The sequence below is a fragment of the Teichococcus aerophilus genome (assembly GCF_014490485.1).
Taxonomy (GTDB): Bacteria; Pseudomonadota; Alphaproteobacteria; order Acetobacterales; family Acetobacteraceae; genus Pseudoroseomonas; species Pseudoroseomonas aerophila.
The window spans coordinates 1-20664 of the sequence record NZ_JACTVA010000052.1 but is presented as its reverse complement, the minus strand read 5'-3'; the positions used below and the strand labels follow the sequence as shown (position 1 = coordinate 20664).

Sequence of the window (20664 nt, the reverse complement as noted above, 5' to 3'; positions counted from 1 at the left end):
CGGGGGAGCAGTGGGAAGGCCGGGGAAAGAATTCCCCGGGCCCCTTCTTTTCTTTTCGCGAATTTTCCGGGCGGGGCTGTTGGTGGGCTGGGCTTGATCGGTGGCTGGGTGCGCCGGAGGTCTAGGACCTCCGGCGACTGAGGATTCGGCCCGCGTGGCCCATGATTAAAATCATCAAGCAGCGCCCGCTTTCAGTCCTAAAGCGCTTCGCCAAACTCGCAGAAAGAAAAGAAGGGGCCCGGGGAATTCCTTCCCCGGCCTTTTTACCTCCCCCGCCTCAGGCCTTCTGCCCCCGGCGCAGCAGCGTCACCGCCAGCAGCAGCAGGCAGGACAGCACCACCATCACCATCGCTGCCGCCATCACGGTCAGGCTGATGGAATCGCTCATGCCGGAGAACATCTGGCGCGGCAGGGTGCGTTGCGCCGGCCCGGCCAGGAACAGCACCACCACCACCTCGTCCAGGCTGGTGGCGAAGGCGAACACCGCACCGGCCGCGACGCCGGGGGCGATCTGCGGCAGGCACACGCGCAGGAAGGCGCGGGTGGGGGAGGCGCCGCAGGCCGCCGCCGCGCGCAGCTGCACCGCATCGAACTGCGCCAGCGCGGCCAGCACCGTGACGACGACGAAGGGCGCGCCCAGCACCGTATGCGCCAGCAGCAGCCCCCAGAAGCTGTTGGTCAGCCCCAGCGGCCCGAAGGCCAGCAGCAGCGGCACGGCGACGACGATGGCCGGCACCACCATCGGCGCCATCAGCACCGCCATCACGGCCTGCCGGCCGGGGAAGCGGGCGCTCCACAGGCCGAAGGCCGCCAGCGTGCCCAGCCCGCCGGCCAGGATGGCGGTGGCGGCGCCCAGGCGCAGGCTGTTCCACAGCGCCGGCAGCCAGAAATCCGAGGTGAGGAAATCCTGGTACCAGCGCAGCGAGAGCCCCGGCAGCGGGTAGTACAGGAACGACCCGGCGGAGAAGGAGAGCGGCAGGATCACCAGCACCGGCGCCAGCAGGAAGGCCAGCGCCAGGATGCCGAACACCCAGAGCGAGATGCGGGATGCCGTCATGCGGGCCTCGTCTTCTCGAAGCCGACCAGCCTGGCATACAGCGCGACGACGATGGCCACCGCCGCCAGCAGCAGGCAGGACAGCGCCGCGGCCATCGACCAGTTGACGGTGCGCGTGGCGTAGAAGCCGACGAAATAGGACAGCATCTGGTCGTTGGCGCCGCCCAGCAGGGCCGGGGTGACGTAGAAGCCCAGCGCCTGGATGAACACCAGCAGGCTGCCGGCACCGATGCCGGGCAGGGAGAGCGGCAGCGAAATCCGCCAGAAGGTGCGGAGCGGGGAGGCGCCGAGCGACATCGCCGCGCGCGGCAGCCGCCAGTCCATCCCCTTCAGGTTGGCGTAAATGGGCAGCACCATGAACGGCAGCAGGATGTGCACCATGGCCAGCAGCACGGCGCCGCGATTGAACAGCAGCGGCAGCGGCCCGTCCGCCAGGCGCAGTGATTGCAGCGTGGCGTTCACCACGCCCTCCCGCTGCAGCAGCACCATCCAGGCGGCGGTGCGGACGATCAGGCTGGTCCAGAACGGCAGCAGCACGCCGGCCAGCAGCCAGGGCGCGAAGCGTGAAGGCGCGGTGGCGATCAGCCAGGCCAGCGGGTAGCCGATGGCCAGCGCCAGCACGGTGGCGCAGAGCGAGATCCACATCGTCCGCCACAGCACGGCGCGGAAGATGGACTGGTCCGGCGGCGCGGCGGCGATATGGCCTGCGGCATCGCGCTTCAGGTCCAGCACCGCCAGCAGGTGGAAGTCGGAAAGCGGGCCGCCGGCGCGGCTGATGGCGGCCCAGGGCGCCACCTCGCCCCATTCCGGCGCGGCGGCCAGCACGGCGGCGCGGGCCTCGCCCTGGAACGGGCTGGCGATGCGGCGGGCGGTGGCGGGCAGCAGGCTGCGGAAGCCCGGCCAGTCATTGTTCAGCCGGGCGGAGGCACGGCCGATGCTGCCGCCCCCGGCCTCCTGGTCCCGCCGCCGCGCCTCGCGCAGGTCTTCGACAAGTGCGGCGAAGGCCGGCTCGCCCGGCGCCGCCGCGCCATCCCAGCCGGAGAGCGCGGCGATGGTGCGCGGCAGGACGGGCGGCACGTCGCTCTCCTGCACCGCGCGGGCCAGGAACGTGCCGATCGGCAGCACGAAGACCACCAGCAGGAAGATGAGCAGCGGCGCCACCAGCGCCGCCGCGGTCAGCTTGTTTTTCAGCGGGACACCCAGTTGTTGAAGCGCTGGTTCAGCTTGTCGAGGTTATCCAGCCAGAAGCGGTCGTCGATCTGCAGCGCGCCCTCGGCGTTCTGCGGCGCGGTCGGCAGGTTCTCCAGCACATTGGCCGGCAGCAGCGCATCGGCACCACGGATGGTGGTGCCGTAGGGGATGCGCGGCGGCAGCGCGGCGGCCACCTGCGGCTGCGCCCAGAAGTTCAGGTAGGCGGTGGCCTGCGCCCGGTTCGGGCTGCCCTTCATGATCACCCAGGAATCCAGGGTGAACAGGTTGTTGCGCCAGGCGATGCCGAAATTGCGCCCGTCATTCTGGTTGGCGGCGGTGATGCGGCCGTTATAGGCGTCGGTCATCACCACCTCGCCGCTGGCCAACCACTGCGCCGGCTGGCTGCCGCGCTCCCACCACACCAGGTCGTTGCGGATGCTGTCCAGCTTGCGGAAGGCGCGGTCCACGCCGGCATCGGTGGCCAGCAGCTTGTACACCTCGCCCGGCGCCACGCCGTCGGCCAGCAGGGCGATCTCCAGCGTCGTCTTCGGGCCGCGCCGCAGGCCGCGCTTGCCGGGGAAGCGCTGGGTGTCGAAGAAATCCGCCCAGCTGGTCGGCGCCGTGCTCATCCGCCCGCGATCATAGGCCAGCACGAAGGAGTAGAGGATGTTGCCGACGCCGCATTCGCTGACGGCGGAGGGGATGAAGCGCTGCTCGCCGCCGATCGCGGCGAAGTCCATCCGCTCGAACAGCCCTTCCTCGCAGCCGAGCAGCAGTTCCTCGCTCTCCACCTGCACCAGGTCCCAGTTATTGGCGCCGGACTGGATCTTGGCGCGCAGCACGCCGACGCCGCCATCCCACGTCTCCTCCAGCAGGCGGGTGCCGCTCTGCTGCTGGAAGGGGCGGAAGAACACCTCCCGCTGCGCGTCCTGATAGGCCCCGCCCCAGGAGACGATGGTCAGGTCGCGCTGCTGCGCGCTGGCGGTGCCGGAGGCCAGCAGGGCGGCACCCATGGCGAGGACGGCGCCGAAGTTTCTCCGCAACATATCCAGTCTCCCTTGCGCCGCTTCGCGGCTTGTCTGTGGCGGGTAGCCTAGGACGGTTTCGCGGCGCTGTAGAAGGGGTGCGCGCAATGGTTGCCTGAAATCCATGCAGATGCTCAGACTGCCACGGTACGGCGCCGCAACCACGGCGCTGTCCACGCCGGTATGACGGCCTGGCCGCCGCGGCGCGGAAATTGCTTTGCCTCTCCACCAGACGGGCAGTCACCCGCCTGCCCAACCGCGCTCCACGCGAAGCCAAGGACCATACCGCCGAGATCTTCGCCCTGAACCACTGCCTCACCCGTTCAGGGCCACCGTGGAGACCGCCCCGCTGACATTCGATGCCTGAGCCAAGGAGTTCCGAGATGATCACGCGCCGCACCTTCCTGCCCGCCGCCACGGCGTTGCTGGCCGTTCCCGCCTATGTCCGCCGCGCGGCGGCGGCGGGCACGCAGCTGGACCTGGCCACCGTCTGGCCCGACGGCAATTTCCACACCGTCAACGCCAAGCGCTTCGCGGCCGAGGTGGCCAAGGCCACCGGCAACGCCGTTACCATCAACGTGCAATCCGGCGGCGCGCTCGGCTTCAAGGGGCCAGAGCAGCTGGCGGCGGTGCGCGACGGCCTGGTGCCGATGGCCGACGTGCTGAACAACCAGCAGATCGGCGAGGAGCCGGTGATGGGCACGGAAGGCGTCTCCTTCCTCGTCGGGTCGTTCGACGAGCTGAAGGTGCTGCACAAGTACCTGATGCCCGAATACGAGCGCATCGCCGCCCGCAACAACCAGAAGTTCCTCTACATCGTCCCCTGGCCCACGCAGTACATCCACCTGAAGACGCCGATCACCTCGCTCGACAACCTGCGCGGCGTCCGTATCCGCAGCTCGGACAAGGCGACGGCGGACATGGCGACCCTGCTGGGCGGCGCCGGCACCATGATGCCGTGGGGCGAGGTGGTGCCCGCCCTGGCCTCCGGCCGCATCGAAGGGGTGGCGACCTCCGCCACCTCCGGCGTCGATGGCCGCTTCTGGGAATTCCTGAAGGTGGCCTACCGCACCAACCACACCTTCTCCAGCCAGCTCGTCAGCATCAACCTCGATACCTGGAACAAGCTCTCCGCCGCCGACCGCGCGAAAATCGAGGAGGTCGCGAAGCGCCTGCAGCCGGAATTCTGGGCGGTCGCGGCGCAGGACGATGCCACCAGCGCCAAGAAGCTGTCCGATGGCGGCATGCAGGTGGTGGACCCGGCGCCCGAGATGATGGCCGAGATGCGCCGCCGCACCGCGCCCATCAAGGAGGAATTCCTGAAGCGCGTCCCGGCCGCCAGGCCGATCATCACCGCCTATCTCGCCGAACTCGGGAGGTCCTGAGTTTGGCGACGAGGACGGCAACCGTGCCGCCCGCCGCTTCATCGCCGCTCACGGCGCTGTTGCGGATCACGGATGGCCTCGGCGGGTTCGCCGGGGTCGTCGCCGTGCTGTGCATGGTCTCCCTGCTGGTGCTCATCCTGGTGGAAGTCGGCATGGGGGTGCTCGGCAAGTTCATGCCGGCCTTCGCCGGCGGGCTCAGCTTCTCCTGGGAATACAGCTCCTACCTGATGGGGGCGGTGTTCCTGTTCGGCGCGGCGGCCGGGCTGCGCGCCGGCTCGCATATCCGCGTCACGCTGCTGCTGGCGCAGGCCAGGGGCGCCGGCATGATGCTGCTGGAGGTGGTCTCCACCCTCATCGCCCTCGGCGTCAGCGGCTTCCTCGCCTGGTCGCTCATCCGCTTCACCATCCGCGCCTGGAATCTCGGCCAGCTCTCCAGCGGCAGCCTGACGCCGCTGTGGATTCCGGATGCGCTGCTCTCGGCCGGCGCCACGCTGCTGGCGCTGCAGTTCCTGGCGCGCCTGCTGCGCGTCATCCTGGGCCAGCCGACCGAGGATGAATCGCTCAAGGCCGGGGGCGTCGCCGAATGACGGCCATTGTCGGCGTTCTCTTCGCCACGCTGTTCGGCGCGCTCGCGCTCGGCGCCTGGGTCGGCATCACGCTGATCGCCACGTCCCTGGTCCTGCTATGGAGCTTCCGCAGCATCCCGGTGGAGCGGCTGCTCAGCCAGTACACCTTCAACATCCTCACCACGCCGGAACTGGTGGCGCTGCCCCTGTTCATCCTGATGGGTGAGTTCCTGTTCCGCACCAAGCTCTCCCGCTCCCTGTTCAACGGCCTCTCGCCCTGGGCGGCGCTGCTGCCGGGGCGGCTGCTGCATGTGAACGTCATCGGCTGCACCATCTTCGCCGCCATCTCCGGCTCCTCCGCCGCGACGACGCAGGTGGTCGGGCGCATCGCGCTCGATGAGCTGCGCAAGCGCGGCTATGACGAGCGCATCGCCATCGGCAGCCTGGCCGGTGCCGGCACGCTGGGCTTCCTCATCCCGCCCTCCAGCGTGATGATCATCTACGGCGTGCTGGCGGACGAATCGGTGCTGCGCCTGTTCACCGCCGGCTTCCTGCCCGGCATCCTGCTGGCGATGTGCTTCATGGCGTGGATCATGATCCACACCACGATGCGGCCGGAGCTGCTGCCGGCGGACGATGGCGCGCAGCGGCGGATGAGCTGGGGCCAGCGCTTCGCCGCGCTGCGCGAGCTGGGGCCGACGCTGTTCCTCATCCTTTGCGTGCTGGGCTCGATGTATGCCGGCATCGCCACGCCGTCCGAGGCCGCCGCGGTGGGCGTGCTGGGCGCGCTGATCGTCAGCGGCCTGCAGGGGGAGCTGAACTGGCCGACGCTGAAGGCCGTGGGCCTCGGCGCCGTGCAGACCTGCGGCATGATCGGGTTGATCGTGCTCGGCGCCTCCATCCTCGGCAACGTCGCCGCCTTCCTGGGCGTGCCGCGCTTCGTCGCGGAAGTGGTGACCGGCTGGGGCCTCTCGCCGCTGATGCTGATCGTGGTGCTCACCCTGCTCTACCTCGTGCTGGGCTGCTTCCTCGATGGCTTCTCGATGATCGTCATGACGCTGCCGATCGTCATGCCCCTCGTCATCGCCGCCGGCTTCGACAAGCTGTGGTTCGGCATCTACCTCATCATCGCGGTGGAGATGGCGCAGATCACGCCGCCTGTCGGCTTCAACCTGTTCGTCATCCAGGGGCTGACGAAGCAGCCGCTCAGCACCATCGCCCGCGTGACCTTGCCCTACCTGCTGATCATGGTGGCCTTCGTGTTCCTGCTGGTGGCGGTGCCGGGCATCGTCAGCATCCTGCCGCGGCTGATGCTGGGGTAACGCCCCGCGGCCCGGCAGGCAGTAAGACACGCCTGCCGGCCGCGCGGGAGGGGCGCCGCCCCCTCCCGCATCCTCGAAAACCTGAGGCTAAACATACAGTTTCAGGACGCCTGGCATGGCGCCGCGCCGCTGGTGCCAGCCAGCGGCAGCGGCGGCGCCCACGTCAGACCCCATCCAGAACGCCCGCCGGCACTCCGCCATCGCCTGCAACCCTGCGCCTCGCCAACGGACGGCGGGGTCTGGGGTGGCACTGCCACCCCAGCGGGGTCCAGGGGCAGCGCCCCCGGCGTCAGGCCGCCAGCGACTTGGACACCTTCTCGAACGTCCCCTTGCTCAGCCCCGGCAGTGCCAGGATGCGCTCCAGCTCCGCCCGCATGATCGCCGCGCGATCGGGTGACTGACGCTTCCAGTCCCCAAGCGGCGAGACGATGCGCGCCGCCACCTGGGCGTTCACCGGGTCCAGCGCGATCACCATCTCCGCCAGGAAGCGGTAGCCCTCGCCGGAGGTCGCGTGGAACTGCGCCGGGTTGCCGGCCGCGAAGGCGCCGACCAGGGAGCGGACGCGGTTGGGGTTCCGCAGGTCGAAATCCGGGTGCTTCGCCAGCGCCTGCACCGCCGCCAGCGTATCCGGCCGGGTGGAGACCGCCTGCAGCGTGAACCACTTGTCCAGCACCAGCGGGTCGGCCCGCCAACTGGCGTGGAAGGCGGCGAGCGCATCCTCGCGCGCCGGGTCCTCCGAATCCACCAGCACGCGCAGGGCCGCCAGCACGTCCGTCATGTTGGCACCGGCGGCGAATTGCACGCGGGCGCGGGCTAGTCCGTCCCCCGCATCGGCGCGGCCCAGATAGGTGAGCGCGGCATTGCGCAGCGCCCGGCGGCCGATGCTGTCGCCATCCGTGCGGTAGGGCCCGGCATCGGCCAGGCTGTCATGCAGCGCGGCGAAGCGGCTGGCGAAGCGGGTGCCCAGCTGCCGCCGCAGCGCCTGCCGTACCAAGTGGATGGCTTCCGGGTCCGCGATCCTCATCTGCCCAGCGACGAAATCCTCGGAAGGCAGGGCCAGCGCCTCGGCGGCGAAGGCCGGGTCCTGCTCCGCCCGCTCCAGCACCGCGGCGAAGATGCCGGCCAGGCCGTCGGGCAGGGTGGGTTCCTGCCCCGCGCGGTAGGCCGCCACCAGCCGCAGCATCTCCGCCGTGGCGTATTGCTGCGCGGATTCCCAGCGGACGAACGGGTCACTGTCCTTCGCCGCCAGGAAGCCCAGCGTCTCCAGCCCCAGCCCGTGCAGCTTCACCGGCGCGGAATAGCCGCGCAGCAGGGAAGGGACGGGCCTCTGGGTGCCGAGGCCCTCGAAGACGAAATCCTGCTTCGCTTCCTCCAGCAGCAGCACCCGCTCCTCCGGCGCCTCGGCGGCATTCTCGCCGCTGAGGCGCAAGGGCAGCGCGGCGCCGTCCGGCCCCAGCAGCCCCATGGCGACCGGGATGGGCACCGGCTGCTTGGTGGGCTGCCCTGGCGTCGGCGGCGTGGATTGGGTGAGGCTGAGCGTGTAGCGGCCGGTGGCCTCGTCGAAACTGTCGCTGACCGTCACCTCGGGCGTGCCCGCCTGCGCGTACCAGCGGGCGAAGCGGGAGAGGTCGATGCCGGACGCATCCTGCATGGCGCCGACGAATGCCTCGATCGTCACGGCCTGGTTGTCGTGCCGGGCGATGTAGAGGTCCATGCCCTTGCGGAAGCTGGCGGGGCCGATCAGCTCCCGCATCATCCGCACCACCTCGGACCCCTTCTGGTAGACCGTGGCGGTGTAGAAGTTGTTGATTTCCACGTAGGAATCCGGCCGCACCGGATGCGCCATCGGCCCGGCATCCTCGGGGAACTGCGCAGCGCGCAGGCGGCGCACATTGGCCAGTCGCTTCACCGCCGCGCTGCCCATGAACTCGGAGAAATGCTGGTCCCGGAAGACGGTGAGGCCCTCCTTCAGGGAGAGCTGGAACCAGTCCCGGCAGGTCACCCGGTTGCCGGTCCAGTTATGGAAGTACTCGTGGGCGACGACGGTCTCGATGCCCTCGTAATCCGCATCGGTGGCGGTGTCCGGCCGCGCCAGGATGTACTTGGTGTTGAAGACGTTGAGGCCCTTGTTCTCCATCGCGCCCATGTTGAAGTCGGACACGGCGGCGATGTTGAACACGTCCAGGTCGTATTCCAGCCCGTACTCCGTCTCGTCCCAGGCCATGGAGGCCTTCAGGCTGTCCATGGCATGGCCGCAGGCATCCTCGTCCCCCTGCCGCACATAGATCGCCAGCGCGACCTCGCGGCCCGAGCGGGTGGTGAAGCTGTCGCGCACCGCCACCAGGTCGCCGGCGACCAGCGCGAACAGGTAGGACGGCTTGGGGTGCGGGTCCTCCCACTTCGCCCAGTGGCGGCCATCGGGCAATTCCCCGCCGCCGGCCGGGTTGCCGTTGGAGAGCAGCACCGGGCAGGCGGTCTTCTCGGCCTCGATGGTGACGCTGTAGCGCGACATCACGTCCGGCCGGTCGGGGAAGAAGGTGATGCGGCGGAACCCTTCCGCCTCGCACTGCGTGAAGTAGTTGCCGCCGGAGAGGTAGAGGCCGGACAGCTCCGAATTCGCCTCCGGCGAGATTTCTACCAGCGTCTCCAGCATGAAGCTGTCCGGCACGCCCTCGATCCGCAGCCCGCCGGAGGGGAGGGAGGCGACGCGGTAGGACGGCAGCGCCACGCCGTCGATGCTGGCGGAGAGCAGCATCAGCTCCTCCCCATCCAGCTCCAGGTCGTGGGACTCGCCATTGCGGCGCATGGCCAGCCGGGCGCGCACGCGCGTGGCGGTGGGGTGCAGGGCGAAGTGCAGCTCCACCGTGTCCACCAGGAAGGCGGGCGGGGTGTAGTCCTCGCGGCGGATGGTGGCCGGGGTGCTGGCGGTGGTGCTGGCGGTCATGCGGTTCGTCCTGCCTGGATCGTGGCTCGGGAAGATGCTCCACTATGGCCCCATGGGGCGGCCACGCCCAGCATGGGTCTGCGGCTATTTCGGCATGAATCTTGCCTGATGAAACGCGGCGGGCCTTCCGATCCGTCTGCCGGCAGGCTTTCCGGTCCCGCCGGCACCTGCCATCACTCTCTGCCATCGCCTAGCCGTTAATCAGGACCGCCGCCTTCATGCGCAACGCTCACTCATCGCCCCCCATCGTCCAGGCCCATGGGCTGTGGAAGCGCTTCGGCGCACTGACCGTGCTCAAGGGCGTCGACCTGGAGGTGGCGGAAAAGCAGCTGGTCTTCATCATCGGCCCCTCAGGCTCCGGCAAATCTACCCTGCTGCGCTGCCTGAACCGGCTGGAGACGCCGGATGACGGCGCCATCACCATCGACGGCATCAACCTGCTGAGCCCGAAGACCGATATCAACAAGGCACGCCAGCGCATCGGCATGGTGTTCCAGTCCTTCAACCTCTACCCGCACATGACGGCGCGGCAGAACGTCACCCTCGCGCTGCGCAAGGTGCTGGGCCGCGGGAAGGAGGAGGCCGACATCGCCGCCCGCCACGCGCTGGACCGCGTCGGCCTGGGCGAGCGGATGGACCACTTCCCCGCCCAGCTCTCCGGCGGCCAGCAGCAGCGCGTGGCCATCGCCCGCGCCATCGCCCTCGAACCCCGCGTCATGCTGTTCGACGAGCCGACCAGCGCGCTGGACCCGGAACTGGTGGGCGGCGTGCTCTCCGTCATGCGCGAGCTGCGGGAGAGCGGCATGACCATGGTGGTCGTCAGCCACGAAATGGCCTTCGCGCGCGCCGCCGCGGACACAGTGATCTTCATGGCGGATGGCGAGAAGCTGGAGGAAGGCCCCCCCGCCCAGATCTTCGAGCAGCCGCAGCACGAGCGCACCCGCAGCTTCATCCGCCAGATCGACCGGCACTGACCATGACCGGCTTCGAGAACTTCGCCTTCTCCTTCCTGAACATGAAGGTGATGGCGCAATACCTGCCGCAGATCGCGCAGGGCTTCGTCCTGACCGTGTGGCTGGCGGTGCTCATCGTCGTCGCCGGCCTCGCCTCCGGCCTGGCGCTGGCACTGGTGCGCAGCTTCGGTATCCGGCCGCTGAACTGGCTGATCATCTTCGTGGTGGACCTGTTCCGCGCGCTGCCGCCGCTGGTCATCATCGTGCTGCTGTTCTTCGGCCTGCCGGCCGCCGGGCTCGGCCTCTCCGGCTTCGCCGCCACCTGGCTCTCCCTCACCCTGGTGCTGATGGCCTTCTCGGAGGAAATCTTCTGGGCCGGCCTCACCTCCGTCCACAAAGGGCAGTGGGAGGCGTCCCGCTCCACCGGCCTCACCTTCACGCAGACGCTGCGCCACGTCGTCGTGCCGCAGGCGCTGCGCATCACCATCCCGCCGCTGACCAACCGTACCATCGCCATCACCAAGGGCACGGCGCTCGGCTCGGTCGTCGGCGTGTCCGAGATCCTTGGCGCGTCGCAGAGCGCGATGTCCTTCTCGGCCAACCCGTCGCCGCTGATGCTGGGGGCGATCGCCTATCTGGTCCTGTTCATCCCCGTCGTCGCCTTCGGCCGTTGGGTCGAATCGCGCTTCGCCTGGAAGCGCTGAGGTTCCCATGGACGATTTCGTACAAGCCTTCCTCAACCTGGATATCATCAGCCAGGCCTCGCCCATCCTGTGGCGCGGGCTGTGGCAGACGCTGCTGCTGGCCGTCATGGTGGTGCCGCTGGGGCTGATCGGCGGCGTCATCCTCGCCCTGCTCTCCACCGCACCGCTGCGTTGGGTGCGTATCCTGGCCGCGGGCTGGGTGGATCTGTTCCGCGCCATCCCGCCACTGGTGCTGCTGGTATTCCTCTATGCCGGCTTGCCCTTCGCCGGGTTGGATGTCGGCGCCTGGGGCGCCGTCGCCATCGGCTTCTTCCTCAACACCGGCGCCTATTACGGCGAAGTGCTGCGCGCCGGCATCGACAGCGTGCCACGCGGCCAGACCGAGGCCGCCCGCTCCACCGGCCTCTCCCAGGCGCAGACCCTGGCCTTCGTCGTGCTGCCGCAGGCCGTGCGCAACGTGATGCCGGACCTGATCTCCAACACCGTGGAAGTGGTGAAGCTCACCTCCATCGCCAGCGTCGTGGCGCTGCCGGAACTGCTGTTCCAGGCGCGGCAGGCGCAGAACGTCACCTACAACGCCTCCCCCATCGTCGCGGCGGCGGTGGCGTATTTCCTGCTGCTGTGGCCGCTGGTGCGGCTGATGTCGCGGCTGGAGAACAAGGCGATGGCGGGGCGGGGCTGATACTTTGGGGATGTAAGGCTGGGGGAATGAATTCCCCCAGGCCCCCTTCTTCTTTCTCCGGGTTCGGGCTTCCGGGCCGGAGCGGTGCACGGGATCAGCAGCCTTTTATGAATAAAACAGGCCACACGAGTTGAACCCGCAGTCGCCGGGGAACTCCGTCCCTCGGCGCAACCCGTTCGTCTGACCAAGGCGCAACGCCACAACAGCCACACCCGAAAAACACCAAGGAAGAAAAAGAAGGGGGGTTTGGGGGAATTCATTCCCCCCAATCTTGCCAACCCCGCCCCATTGCCGGACAACTCTCGCCAAGAACAACGGCGCCACTCCAGAGCGCTCTACCGTCTCGGGAGGCGGACGACCTGTTCATTCACGGCCCAGATTCGCGTGCCTCTCCGGCGCGCTACCGGAGGCGTACGAATGACTGCACGACCTTTTCATCTTGGCTGGTTCCTGCAAGGTTCCAGCGTACAGGCCTGGGGTGAGCCCTGGACCGGCAATATCGGCCGGGAGTGGATGTACCCCAGCCTGTTCATCGACATGGCCCAGGCGCTGGAACGCGCCTGCTTCGATTATATTCTGGTCGAAGACAGCTCCTATGTCGGCGAAGCCTATGGCGGATCGCGCGAGATCTACCTGAAGCACGGCCTGTCCGTGCCGCGGCAGGACCCCGCCATCGTCTCCACCCTGCTCTTCGCGGCGACGAAGCATATCGGCGTCGCCACCACCCTCGCCACCTTCACCCACCACCCCTACCTCCTGGCCCGCATGATGGCGACGCTGGACCAGGTCTCCGGCGGCCGCGCGGCGTGGAACATGGTCACGGGCAGCAGCGACATGGCCGCCCGCAACTACGGGCTGGACGGCCTGCCAGAACACGACCTGCGTTACGACATGGCCGACGAATACATGGCCTGCGCCAACGCCCTGTGGGATTCGTGGGAACCCGGCGCCCTGGTGGCGGACCGGGAGAGCGGCGTGCTGGTGGACCACACCAAGGTCCGCAGCGTGGACTTCAAAGGCCAGTGGTACAGCTCCCGCGGCCCGCTCAACTCCGGGCCCTGCATCCAGGGGCGGCCGGTCATCGCGCAGGCAGGCGGCTCCGCCCGCGGCCGGCAATTCGCCGCGACGCATGGCGAGACCATCGTCGCCAACCCCAAGGGCATCGAGGCGATGAAGGCCTATCGCAACGATATCCGCGCCCGCGCCGCCGCCATGGGCCGCAACCCGGACGACATCAAAGTGCTGTTCCTGGTGAACCCCATCATCGGCGAAAGCGCCCAGCACGCCGAGGAACGCCGCCTGCAGCGCCTGGCCAACGCCGATGCCAAGATCGCCCAGCGCCTGGCGCATTTCAGCAAGGTGACCAACATCGACTTCGCCAGCTTCGACCTGGACAAGCCGATCGAGGAAGGCCTCCGCACCAACGGCCACCAACAGAACCTGGATACGCTGAAGAAGATGGGCGCCGGCGGCAAGACCCTCCGCCAGGCCTTCACCGACTACAGCGGCACCGGCCTCTCCGTCGACCTGTGCGGCACCGTGGAAACCATCGCCGCGCGGATGGACGAAGTGATGCAGGAAGTCGGCGGCGACGGCTTCCTGTTCTCCATGGGCGATGTCAGCCGCCGCGTGGTGGCCGAAGTGGCCGACGGCCTGATCCCCGCCCTGCAAGCCCGCGGCCTGACCCGCACCGGCTACACCCACGCCACCCTGCGCGAGAATCTTCGCGAATTCTGAGGGGGACTGTTTTCCGTCCAGCGCGGCGTTTGACGGGGGAGAAGGAAGGCTGGGGAAGGAATTCCCCAGACCCCTTCTTTTTTCTGCGAGTTTGGCGCGGCGCTGCAAGACCGAGAGCGGACGTTCTTGATGATTCTTAATATGGGCCACGCGGGCTGAACCGTCAGTCGCCGGAGGTCCTAGACCTCCGGCGCGCCCAGCCGTCTCTCAAGACAGCGCGCCCAACAGCCACACCAGCAACAACTCGAAAAAGAAAGAAGGGGTCCGGGGAATTCTTTCCCCGGCCTGCCTGCACCCTTCGCCCCGCCTGACACGCACCAAGCCTCCGAAGCATGGCGCCAAGGCGCGCCGCGCAGGTGGCATCGGTGCTTCCACCCTGGCCGGTCCCGCTCTAAGGCCGAGGGATGGAAACGACCAGCCATTCCGCTTTCACCCGCGCCGAATGGGCGCGCCTGCGATCGAGCGTGCCGATGCCGCTCGTCGAGAGTGACCTGGAGGCGTTGCGCGCCACGGGCGAGCCGCTTTCCATGGCGGAGGTGGAGGAGGTGTTCCTGCCGTTGACGCGGTTGATCAACCTGCATGTCAACGCCACCCGGACCATGGCGCGCGTGGCGGATGATTTCGTCGGCCGCCCCGCCGCGCGCCGGCCCTATGTGGTGGCGGTCGCGGGCAGCGTGGCGGTGGGCAAGAGCACGGTGGCGCGGCTGCTGCGCACGCTGCTCTCCCTCTGGCCGGACCATCCGCGCGTGGACCTGGTGGCCACCGACGGTTTCATCTACCCGACGAAGGAGCTTCAGGCGCGTGGCCTGATGCAGCGCAAGGGCTACCCGGAAAGCTACGACGTCCGGCGGATGATCCGCTTCCTCTCCGACATCCGCACAGCGGGGGAAGCCAGCCTGCCCGTCTATTCCCACCAGGCCTACGATGCGTTGCCGGACGTGCTGCAGACCGTCAGCCACCCGGACATCCTGATCTTCGAGGGACTGAACGTCCTGCAACTCGGCAGCGCGGCCGAGGGCAAGCCAACCCCGACCCACACGGCCACGGACTTCTTCGACCTGACCATCTATGTCGATGCCGAGCCGGCCGATATCGAACAATGGTACATCCGCCGCTTCATGCTGCTGAAGGCCACGGCGTTCCAGAACCCGGCCAGCTACTTCCACCACCTTGCCGCGATCTCAGACGACGAAGCGCAGGCCTTCGCCATCAAGCTGTGGCAAACCATCAACCTGCCCAACCTGCAGGAGAACATCCTGCCCACCCGCCCGCGCGCCGACGTCGTGGTCCACAAGCGCGCCGACCACGCGGCAGACCAGGTCCTGCTGCGCCGCTTCTGATCCAGAGGTTGCGGGAGGGAAGGCCGGGGAAAGAATTCCCCGGACCCCTTCTTTTCTTTCTGCAAGTTTGGGACAGCGCTGCAGGACTGAGGACGGACGCTTCTAATGATATTTGAAATGGGCCACGCGGGCTGAACCGTCAGTCGCCGGAGGTCCCAGACCTCCGGCGCACCCAGCCGTGTCTGAAGGCCAAACCTTCCAGCAGCCACGCCGGCAAAAACTCGAAAAAAGAAGATAGGGTCCGGGGAATTCTTTCCCCGGCCTTCCTTTCTCACAGATCACACAAAAAAAGCCGGGGAACGACCCCAGGCTTTGTTCTGTGAGCGGAGGCGTCAGACCCCAGAGCCCATGTTCAGTGGCGGTGCCACGTCTTCCGGGATCGGGCAGACATAGGGCGTCTCCGCCGTGCGGGCGGCCAGGTCGGCCTTCGCGGCGGCCAGCAGCTCCGGCCGGGCGATCAGGTCGATGGCGGTGCCGGCCATGGCCTTTGCCACGTGCACCATGCCCTTATGGGCTGCCGGCATCTTGCCTTGCGCGGTCCACTGCCAGGAATGCGCCGGGGTACCGATGGCCAGCGTCGCGCCGCTGGCCTGCACCGTCGGCACGACCCAGGAGACGTCGCCGACATCGGTGGAGCCCAGCTGCGGTACGCCGCTGCGCTCGGGGATCGGCGGCTGGATGGCCTCGCAGAATTCCTGCCCCGCGCGCGGCTTGAAGCCGGAGCGGTTGTAGTTACTGGCGATGTCCTGCGGCGTCAGCGTCGCCTGGATCTTGCGGGCGAACTCCCGGTCCTCATCGTCGAACGGCACGGGGCCGAGGCGCATGAAGTTGTCGTGCATGGCCTGCTCCAGCGGCGTGTTGGCCAGCAGGTTGGACACGGCGGAGAGGATCTTGATCTCCACCTTCGTCTCGGTCATCAGCGCCGCGCCCTGGGCGATCTTCTTCACCCGCTCGATCAGGCCGAACATCTCGTGCAGCGTGTGGGCGCGCACGGCGTAGCGCACCTTGGCCTCGCCCTGCACCACGTTGGGCGCGATGCCGCCGGCATTGAGGTAGGCGTAGTGGATGCGCGCGTCGCTCGGCATATGCTCGCGCATGTAGTTCACGCCGACATTCATCAGCTCGACGGCATCGAGCGCGGAGCGCCCCAGATGCGGCGCCGCCGCGGCGTGGCTGGACCGGCCGGTGAAGGTGAAGTCGATGCGGGTATTCGCCAGCGAATCCGCCTCCTGCACGCCAGCCCAGGCGAAGGGGTGCCAGGTGATGGCGGCGTCCACATCGTCGAAGCAGCCGGCGCGGGCCATGAAGGTCTTGGCGGCGCCGCCTTCCTCGGCCGGGCAGCCGTAGTAGCGCACGCGGGCTTTTAGGCCATTCTTCTCCAGGTGGTCCTTCACGGCCGTGGCGGCCAAGAGGGCGGCGGCGCCCAGCAGGTTGTGGCCGCAGCCATGGCCGTGGCCGCCGGCCTCCACCGGGCGCGGCTCGGCCACGCCGGACTCCTGGCTCAGGCCGGGCAGCGCGTCATACTCGCCCAGGATGGCGATGACCGGACCTTCCTCGCCCGCCTCGCCCATGATGGCGGTGGGAATGCCGGCCAGGTCCCGCGTCACGCCGAAACCCTGCTGCTCCAGCATCTCCACATGCTCGGCGCAGGAGCGGAACTCGGCGTACAGCAACTCCGGCATGCCCCAGACGCGATCGCTCAAGGCGATGAAGTCGTCCTTCTTGGCCTCGACGTGCTGCCAGATCTCTTCCGTGTTGCGCATGGGGCGTCTCCTCCAACCTGTGCTGAGGGAGTGCGGCCGGGGCGGGCCAGCGTCAAGGCAGGGAAGGTAAGGACGGGTAGGGCGCCCACCTCCGGGGACGGAGGCGCCATTTCGAGGTGCATTGGGTTAGGGGAGAAGGCCGGGGAAAGAATTCCCCGGACCCCTTCTTTTATTTCTTCGAGTTTGGGGCAGCGCTGCAGGACTGAGGGCGGACGCCTCTAATTATATTTGAAATGGCCATGCGGGCTGAACTGTCAGTCGCCGAAGGTCCTAGACCTCCGGCGCACTCGACCTTCTTTCAAGTCCGCGCCCTCAACAGCCACACCAGCAAAAACTCGAAAGAAGAAAGAAGGGGTCCGGGGAATTCTTTCCCCGGCCTTACTCCCACTCCCATCTATCCAGAGCAGACCCAAGCCCCGCCCCTGGGAAGCGAAAGCCGCCCCCGTACGATGAAAACATTGGCAAGCCGCCCGGTGGACGCCCGCACCCGGCGTCAGACGGGCAGGACGAACAGCCAGATCACGCAGCCCATGCTCAGCGCGAACAGGGCGGAGCGGAGGCTGCTGATATTGGCCAGGTACGCGCCGGTATAGGCCAGGCGCAGCAGCAGGAAGGCCACGGCCAGGGTATCGATCCGCCCTTGGGATGCGCCGGCCATTTGCGCCAGGATGACGGCGGCGGCGAAGGCGGGGAAGACTTCGAAGTGATTGCGGTGGGCCCAGTCCGCCCGCTGCCGGAAGCCGGTCTGGCGTTCCAGGTAGGCGCGGGGGGCGGTGTTGTCGAAGCTCGCGCCTACCTTGGCGATCAGCACGGTGGGAAAGGGCAGCAGCGCCGCCAGCAGGACCATCCAGTTCGCCAGGGTCATCGTCCACGCCTTTCCAGGAAGACATCCAGATGAGCGGCGGGCGGCATTGGTGTCCAGGCCAGGATCGCGGGACCCTGGCCTGGGAGGTGTGGGCCTGGGCCGGGTCTGCCGCCGATAGGGGCGGCAGACGCACGGCGGACTTGGATGGCGCTGTGTACTCGGAGTCCCCCGGCTGGTTGAGCCGTGGACGATCGCGGCTCAGAAGCGGATGGTCGGCTTCCCGTCCGGGCCGATATCCCAGGGGGCGCGGTTGGCTTCGTGCAGGGCGTCGCCACGGGACATGCCGACGTCTCGCAGCATCCGGTCATCCAGTTCCTGCAACTGCATCCGCGTCTCGACGACGGTGAAGATGCGGCGGAGAAGGACGGACCAGCCAGGGGAGCGGGCGACGTGCGCGGACCGCAGGGAGGAGGCGTGGCCAAGATGGGCGGACATCGGAAGGGGCCTTTCAAGCTCCGGGATTGATGCCTCAGAAGGTGGGTGACGATGCGGAATAAAGAAAACGAATTGTTTTGACGGTCCCCATCAGGCGGATTGATAATCCTCGCCATGCTCGGTCTACCCCCCGGTCTCGACCCCGACCTGCTCCGCTCCTTCGTGCTGATTGCGGATGGAGCCAGCGTGACCCGTGCGGCGCAGCGGGTAGGCCGCACCCAGTCGGCCGTGTCGATGCAGATGCGGCGGCTGGAGGAAACGCTGGGCCAGCCGCTGCTGATCCGCGGCCATCGCGGCTTCGCCCTGACCCCGCACGGCTCCTGGCTGCTGGAACGCGTGCGCCCCTGGCTGGCCATGCACGACGAGATCCTGGCCAATTTCCGCTCGCCCGACGTCACCGGGCATGTCCGACTCGGCACGCCGGATGACTACGTGCTGATCTGGCTGCCGGAAATCCTCGCCCGCTTCGCCGAGAGCCACCCGGCGGTGGAGATGGAGGTCATCACCGCCCCCTCCACCGAATTGCTGCACCGGCTGGAGCGGGGCGAGTTGGACCTGACCCTGTTCTCCGCCGGCAATGGGCGGGAGCAGGATTCGGTCTCGCTCTGGAAGGGCCCGCTGCACTGGGTCGGCTCCTCCGCCCACGCGGTGCACCGGCGCTCGCCGCTGCGGCTCTCCCTGGCCCAGCCGAGCTGCGTCTGGCGGCGGGCGGCGACGGCGGCGCTGGATGCGGCCGGTCAGCCCTGGTGCGTCACCTATAGTTCCAGCTCGCAGATGGGCACCCATGCGGTGGTGCTGGCCGGGCTGGCCATCACCGTCGGCCTGGCCGCGCCGCTGCCGCCCGGCCTGCGGGTGCTGGACGAGTCGGACGGCCTGCCGCCTTTGCCGGAATTCGAGATCGCCTTGGCCACCGGCAGCGAGACCGCCGTGGCCCAGGCCCTGGAACGCCACATCATCGATAGCTTCCGGCACGAACCGGGTGGGCTTCCCGACCGGGAGGGGTGAGGGCTGCCGAGGTTCGGTAGAGCGTGGGAGCTCTTACCTGGACACGATTGGACGAAGTGCTTTTGAGAGGGGGCCTTGCCCTTCTCAAACTCTCCCCACCAAAGGCCTGTGGCCTTTGCAAACCCTCATGTCGGCCAGACCAGCGTGGGGCCCATCCATTGAGACCATTGATTTAAAACGGCCTTCGGCCAACGCCAGACGTGTGGCTGACTGACCGTGGGTGCAGGGGATCGTATCCCCTGCCGGGGGAGTTTGAGGGGGCAGAGCCCTCTCAACCTGTCTACCCATCCAGGCAACGTACGGCCCCGGCCGCCGCCAAGTCCGAACATGCTTGCCCTGTGCCCCATAGGAATGCTGCACTCTGCGTAATGAAGCGTGGCCCGGCCATGCCGAATTCCCCACAGACGGCACAAGCCGCGCGGGGTTCTGGGAGCGATAGGAGCGTACAAGAGAATGATCACCGACCGGAGGAGGCTGCTGGCCTTGACGGCGGCGGGCCTGGCGATGCCGGGCCTGCTGCGGGCGGAGGAGACCTGGCCGGACCGGCCGGTCCGCCTGATTGTGCCGTGGCCGCCGGGTGGCAGTACCGATACCGTGGCCCGCATCCTCCAGCCCAAGCTGGGCGAGGTACTCGGCCGGCCGGTGGTGATCGACAACCGTGGCGGCGCCTCGGGCTCGATCGGGGCGATCGAGGCGGCGCGGGTGCAGCCGGATGGCTACAGCTGGATGCTGGCCTACGACACCCAGGCCACCAATGAGAGCGTGATGCGCCTGCCCTTCCGCACCATGGAGGCTTTCGCCCCGGTCTGCCTGGTGGCGACGGGCCCGCTGGCCCTGGTGGCGCATGCGAGCACCCCCTACCGCACCTATGCCGATGTGGTGGCGGCGGCGAAGAAGGCGCCGGATACCCTGAACTACGCCACCAGCGGCGTGGGCGGGCTGGCCCACGTGGCCACCACGCTGCTGCAGCAGCGGGGCGGCTTCAAGATGGTGCATGTGCCGTATCGCGGCGGCGGCCCGGCCACGCAGGATGCGGTGGCGGGGCATGTGCCCCTGTTCATGTCCAACGTGGTGGTGATCAGCCAGCATATCAAAGCCGGCGTGCTGCGCCCGCTGGGCGTGACCACCAGGACCCAGAGCCGGCACGTGCCCGGCACGCCGAGCTTCGCCGAGCAGGGCCTGACTGATTTCGAGGCGCCAACCTGGTGGGCCATGCTGGGCCGGGCCGGAACCCCGCAGCCGATCCTGGACCGGATGCATGCCGCACTGATGAAGGTGCTGGCCGACCCCGACGTCCGCGCCAAGATCGAGGAGCAGGGCGCGGACGTCGTGGCGTCCTCTCCCCAAGAGTGCGGACGGTTCCTGCAGACGGAGATCGACCGCTGGGGGAAGGTCATTCGGGACAACGGCATCCAGGCCGATAGCTGAGCCATTTTGCCGATTACGCAGAAAGTTCAAAAAAGGGGCTAGGCAGCGGCGCTGGGGAGCCATATAAGCCCCCCACGCCGCCGGTTGGCGCTGCTAACGGCGAACGGACGGTGATTGACTGAAGGTTGGGGTTGACGAGCGGTTGAGAAATCGCTAAATACCGCGTCCCGACGGAAATCGCCGGAAGGTTCTTTTAAAATTGCATCGGGTTTTCTGGAAGTAATTCTAGGAAGATGAGATTGATGATCTTGGCTGCTGAGGCG

Annotated in this window: 17 protein-coding genes; 10 read left to right on the top strand and 7 right to left on the bottom strand. The window is 68.0% G+C overall.

Features of this window, described 5'->3' with window-relative positions:
* Window positions 1-277: 277 nt before the first annotated feature.
* Genes IBL26_RS21030 through IBL26_RS21020 form a run of 3 tightly spaced genes read right to left on the bottom strand, consistent with a single transcriptional unit; the run spans window position 278 to window position 3293 of the window.
* Complete coding sequence (locus tag IBL26_RS21030) at window positions 278-1057, bottom strand: ABC transporter permease (RefSeq protein ID WP_187786481.1); 780 nt, start codon at window positions 1055-1057, stop codon at window positions 278-280.
* Complete coding sequence (locus tag IBL26_RS21025) at window positions 1054-2217, bottom strand: ABC transporter permease (protein ID WP_187786480.1); 1164 nt, start codon at window positions 2215-2217, stop codon at window positions 1054-1056. Before IBL26_RS21025 ends, IBL26_RS21030 begins: the two co-directional genes overlap by 4 nt.
* A 26-nt stretch (window positions 2218-2243) precedes the next feature.
* Window positions 2244-3293, bottom strand: coding sequence for an ABC transporter substrate-binding protein (locus tag IBL26_RS21020; RefSeq protein ID WP_187786479.1), 1050 nt, complete (start codon window positions 3291-3293; stop codon window positions 2244-2246).
* 362 nt (window positions 3294-3655) lie between these two features.
* On the opposite strand from IBL26_RS21020, the gene IBL26_RS21015 reads away from it, so the two are divergent.
* From IBL26_RS21015 to IBL26_RS21005, 3 genes are read left to right on the top strand one after another with little or no spacing between them, the layout of a single operon-like run.
* Window positions 3656-4657 carry a TRAP transporter substrate-binding protein gene (locus tag IBL26_RS21015; RefSeq protein WP_187786478.1) on the top strand — a complete coding sequence of 334 codons (1002 nt, stop codon included), beginning with the start codon at window positions 3656-3658 and terminating at the stop codon, window positions 4655-4657.
* A 23-nt stretch (window positions 4658-4680) separates the two neighbouring features.
* The gene (locus tag IBL26_RS21010; protein WP_187786477.1) at window positions 4681-5244 is read left to right on the top strand and encodes a TRAP transporter small permease subunit; all 564 of its coding nucleotides are present in this window, start codon (window positions 4681-4683) and stop codon (window positions 5242-5244) included.
* Window positions 5241-6545 carry a TRAP transporter large permease gene (locus IBL26_RS21005; protein ID WP_187786476.1) on the top strand — a complete coding sequence of 435 codons (1305 nt, stop codon included), beginning with the start codon at window positions 5241-5243 and terminating at the stop codon, window positions 6543-6545. The genes IBL26_RS21010 and IBL26_RS21005 overlap by 4 nt, the downstream gene beginning before the upstream one ends.
* A gap of 289 nt (window positions 6546-6834) precedes the next feature.
* On the opposite strand, the gene pepN is transcribed toward IBL26_RS21005, so the two are convergent.
* Window positions 6835-9489 carry an aminopeptidase N gene (gene pepN, locus IBL26_RS21000; RefSeq protein ID WP_187786475.1) on the bottom strand — a complete coding sequence of 885 codons (2655 nt, stop codon included), beginning with the start codon at window positions 9487-9489 and terminating at the stop codon, window positions 6835-6837.
* Between the two features lie 218 nt (window positions 9490-9707).
* Here pepN and IBL26_RS20995 point away from each other — a divergent pair, with 218 nt between their 5' ends.
* The 5 genes from IBL26_RS20995 to coaA all read left to right on the top strand — a co-directional run bounded on the left by IBL26_RS20995 (window position 9708) and on the right by coaA (window position 14905).
* On the top strand, window positions 9708-10463 hold the full coding sequence (locus IBL26_RS20995; RefSeq protein WP_194443676.1) for an amino acid ABC transporter ATP-binding protein: 756 nt from the start codon (window positions 9708-9710) through the stop codon (window positions 10461-10463).
* A 2-nt stretch (window positions 10464-10465) separates the two neighbouring features.
* On the top strand, window positions 10466-11146 hold the full coding sequence (locus IBL26_RS20990; RefSeq protein ID WP_187786474.1) for an amino acid ABC transporter permease: 681 nt from the start codon (window positions 10466-10468) through the stop codon (window positions 11144-11146).
* A 7-nt stretch (window positions 11147-11153) separates the two neighbouring features.
* Window positions 11154-11828, top strand: coding sequence for an amino acid ABC transporter permease (locus IBL26_RS20985; protein ID WP_187786473.1), 675 nt, complete (start codon window positions 11154-11156; stop codon window positions 11826-11828).
* 417 nt (window positions 11829-12245) lie between these two features.
* Window positions 12246-13565, top strand: a complete 1320-nt coding sequence (locus IBL26_RS20980; RefSeq protein ID WP_187786472.1) for an NtaA/DmoA family FMN-dependent monooxygenase — start codon at window positions 12246-12248, stop codon at window positions 13563-13565.
* Between the two features lie 404 nt (window positions 13566-13969).
* The gene (coaA, locus tag IBL26_RS20975) at window positions 13970-14905 is read left to right on the top strand and encodes a type I pantothenate kinase (protein ID WP_187786471.1); all 936 of its coding nucleotides are present in this window, start codon (window positions 13970-13972) and stop codon (window positions 14903-14905) included.
* Between the two features lie 332 nt (window positions 14906-15237).
* On the opposite strand, the gene IBL26_RS20970 is transcribed toward coaA, so the two are convergent.
* The 3 genes from IBL26_RS20970 to IBL26_RS20960 form a co-directional block, all read right to left on the bottom strand.
* On the bottom strand, window positions 15238-16668 hold the full coding sequence (locus IBL26_RS20970; RefSeq protein WP_187786470.1) for a M20 family metallopeptidase: 1431 nt from the start codon (window positions 16666-16668) through the stop codon (window positions 15238-15240).
* Between the two features lie 493 nt (window positions 16669-17161).
* Entirely contained in the window at window positions 17162-17533 is a 372-nt protein-coding gene (locus tag IBL26_RS20965; RefSeq protein ID WP_187786469.1) for an MAPEG family protein, read from the bottom strand.
* Window positions 17534-17731: 198 nt separating this feature from the next.
* The gene (locus IBL26_RS20960) at window positions 17732-17968 is read right to left on the bottom strand and encodes a DUF1127 domain-containing protein (RefSeq protein ID WP_187786468.1); all 237 of its coding nucleotides are present in this window, start codon (window positions 17966-17968) and stop codon (window positions 17732-17734) included.
* Window positions 17969-18082: 114 nt separating this feature from the next.
* Between IBL26_RS20960 and IBL26_RS20955 the strand changes: the two genes are divergently transcribed.
* Both IBL26_RS20955 and IBL26_RS20950 read left to right on the top strand, forming a co-directional pair.
* Window positions 18083-18973, top strand: coding sequence for a LysR substrate-binding domain-containing protein (locus IBL26_RS20955; protein WP_187786467.1), 891 nt, complete (start codon window positions 18083-18085; stop codon window positions 18971-18973).
* Between the two features lie 453 nt (window positions 18974-19426).
* Window positions 19427-20401 (top strand): tripartite tricarboxylate transporter substrate binding protein, encoded by a 975-nt coding sequence (locus IBL26_RS20950; protein WP_187786466.1) that lies wholly within the window; start codon window positions 19427-19429, stop codon window positions 20399-20401.
* The last annotated feature ends 263 nt before the right edge of the window (window positions 20402-20664 follow it).

Excerpts from the sequence above, each read along its gene's own strand:
- IBL26_RS20955 (WP_187786467.1), top strand. The coding sequence starts at position 18,083 with ATGCTCGGTCTACCCCCCGGTCTCGACCCCGACCTGCTCCGCTCCTTC.
- IBL26_RS20960 (WP_187786468.1), bottom strand. The coding sequence starts at position 17,968 with ATGTCCGCCCATCTTGGCCACGCCTCCTCCCTGCGGTCCGCGCACGTC.
- IBL26_RS20990 (WP_187786474.1), top strand. The coding sequence starts at position 10,466 with ATGACCGGCTTCGAGAACTTCGCCTTCTCCTTCCTGAACATGAAGGTG.
- IBL26_RS21015 (WP_187786478.1), top strand. The coding sequence starts at position 3,656 with ATGATCACGCGCCGCACCTTCCTGCCCGCCGCCACGGCGTTGCTGGCC.
- IBL26_RS21005 (WP_187786476.1), top strand. The coding sequence starts at position 5,241 with ATGACGGCCATTGTCGGCGTTCTCTTCGCCACGCTGTTCGGCGCGCTC.
- IBL26_RS20985 (WP_187786473.1), top strand. The coding sequence starts at position 11,154 with ATGGACGATTTCGTACAAGCCTTCCTCAACCTGGATATCATCAGCCAG.
- IBL26_RS21030 (WP_187786481.1), bottom strand. The coding sequence starts at position 1,057 with ATGACGGCATCCCGCATCTCGCTCTGGGTGTTCGGCATCCTGGCGCTG.
- IBL26_RS21020 (WP_187786479.1), bottom strand. The coding sequence starts at position 3,293 with ATGTTGCGGAGAAACTTCGGCGCCGTCCTCGCCATGGGTGCCGCCCTG.
- IBL26_RS20965 (WP_187786469.1), bottom strand. The coding sequence starts at position 17,533 with ATGACCCTGGCGAACTGGATGGTCCTGCTGGCGGCGCTGCTGCCCTTT.
- coaA (WP_187786471.1), top strand. The coding sequence starts at position 13,970 with ATGGAAACGACCAGCCATTCCGCTTTCACCCGCGCCGAATGGGCGCGC.
- pepN (WP_187786475.1), bottom strand. The coding sequence starts at position 9,489 with ATGACCGCCAGCACCACCGCCAGCACCCCGGCCACCATCCGCCGCGAG.
- IBL26_RS20970 (WP_187786470.1), bottom strand. The coding sequence starts at position 16,668 with ATGCGCAACACGGAAGAGATCTGGCAGCACGTCGAGGCCAAGAAGGAC.
- IBL26_RS20950 (WP_187786466.1), top strand. The coding sequence starts at position 19,427 with ATGATCACCGACCGGAGGAGGCTGCTGGCCTTGACGGCGGCGGGCCTG.
- IBL26_RS20995 (WP_194443676.1), top strand. The coding sequence starts at position 9,708 with ATGCGCAACGCTCACTCATCGCCCCCCATCGTCCAGGCCCATGGGCTG.
- IBL26_RS20980 (WP_187786472.1), top strand. The coding sequence starts at position 12,246 with ATGACTGCACGACCTTTTCATCTTGGCTGGTTCCTGCAAGGTTCCAGC.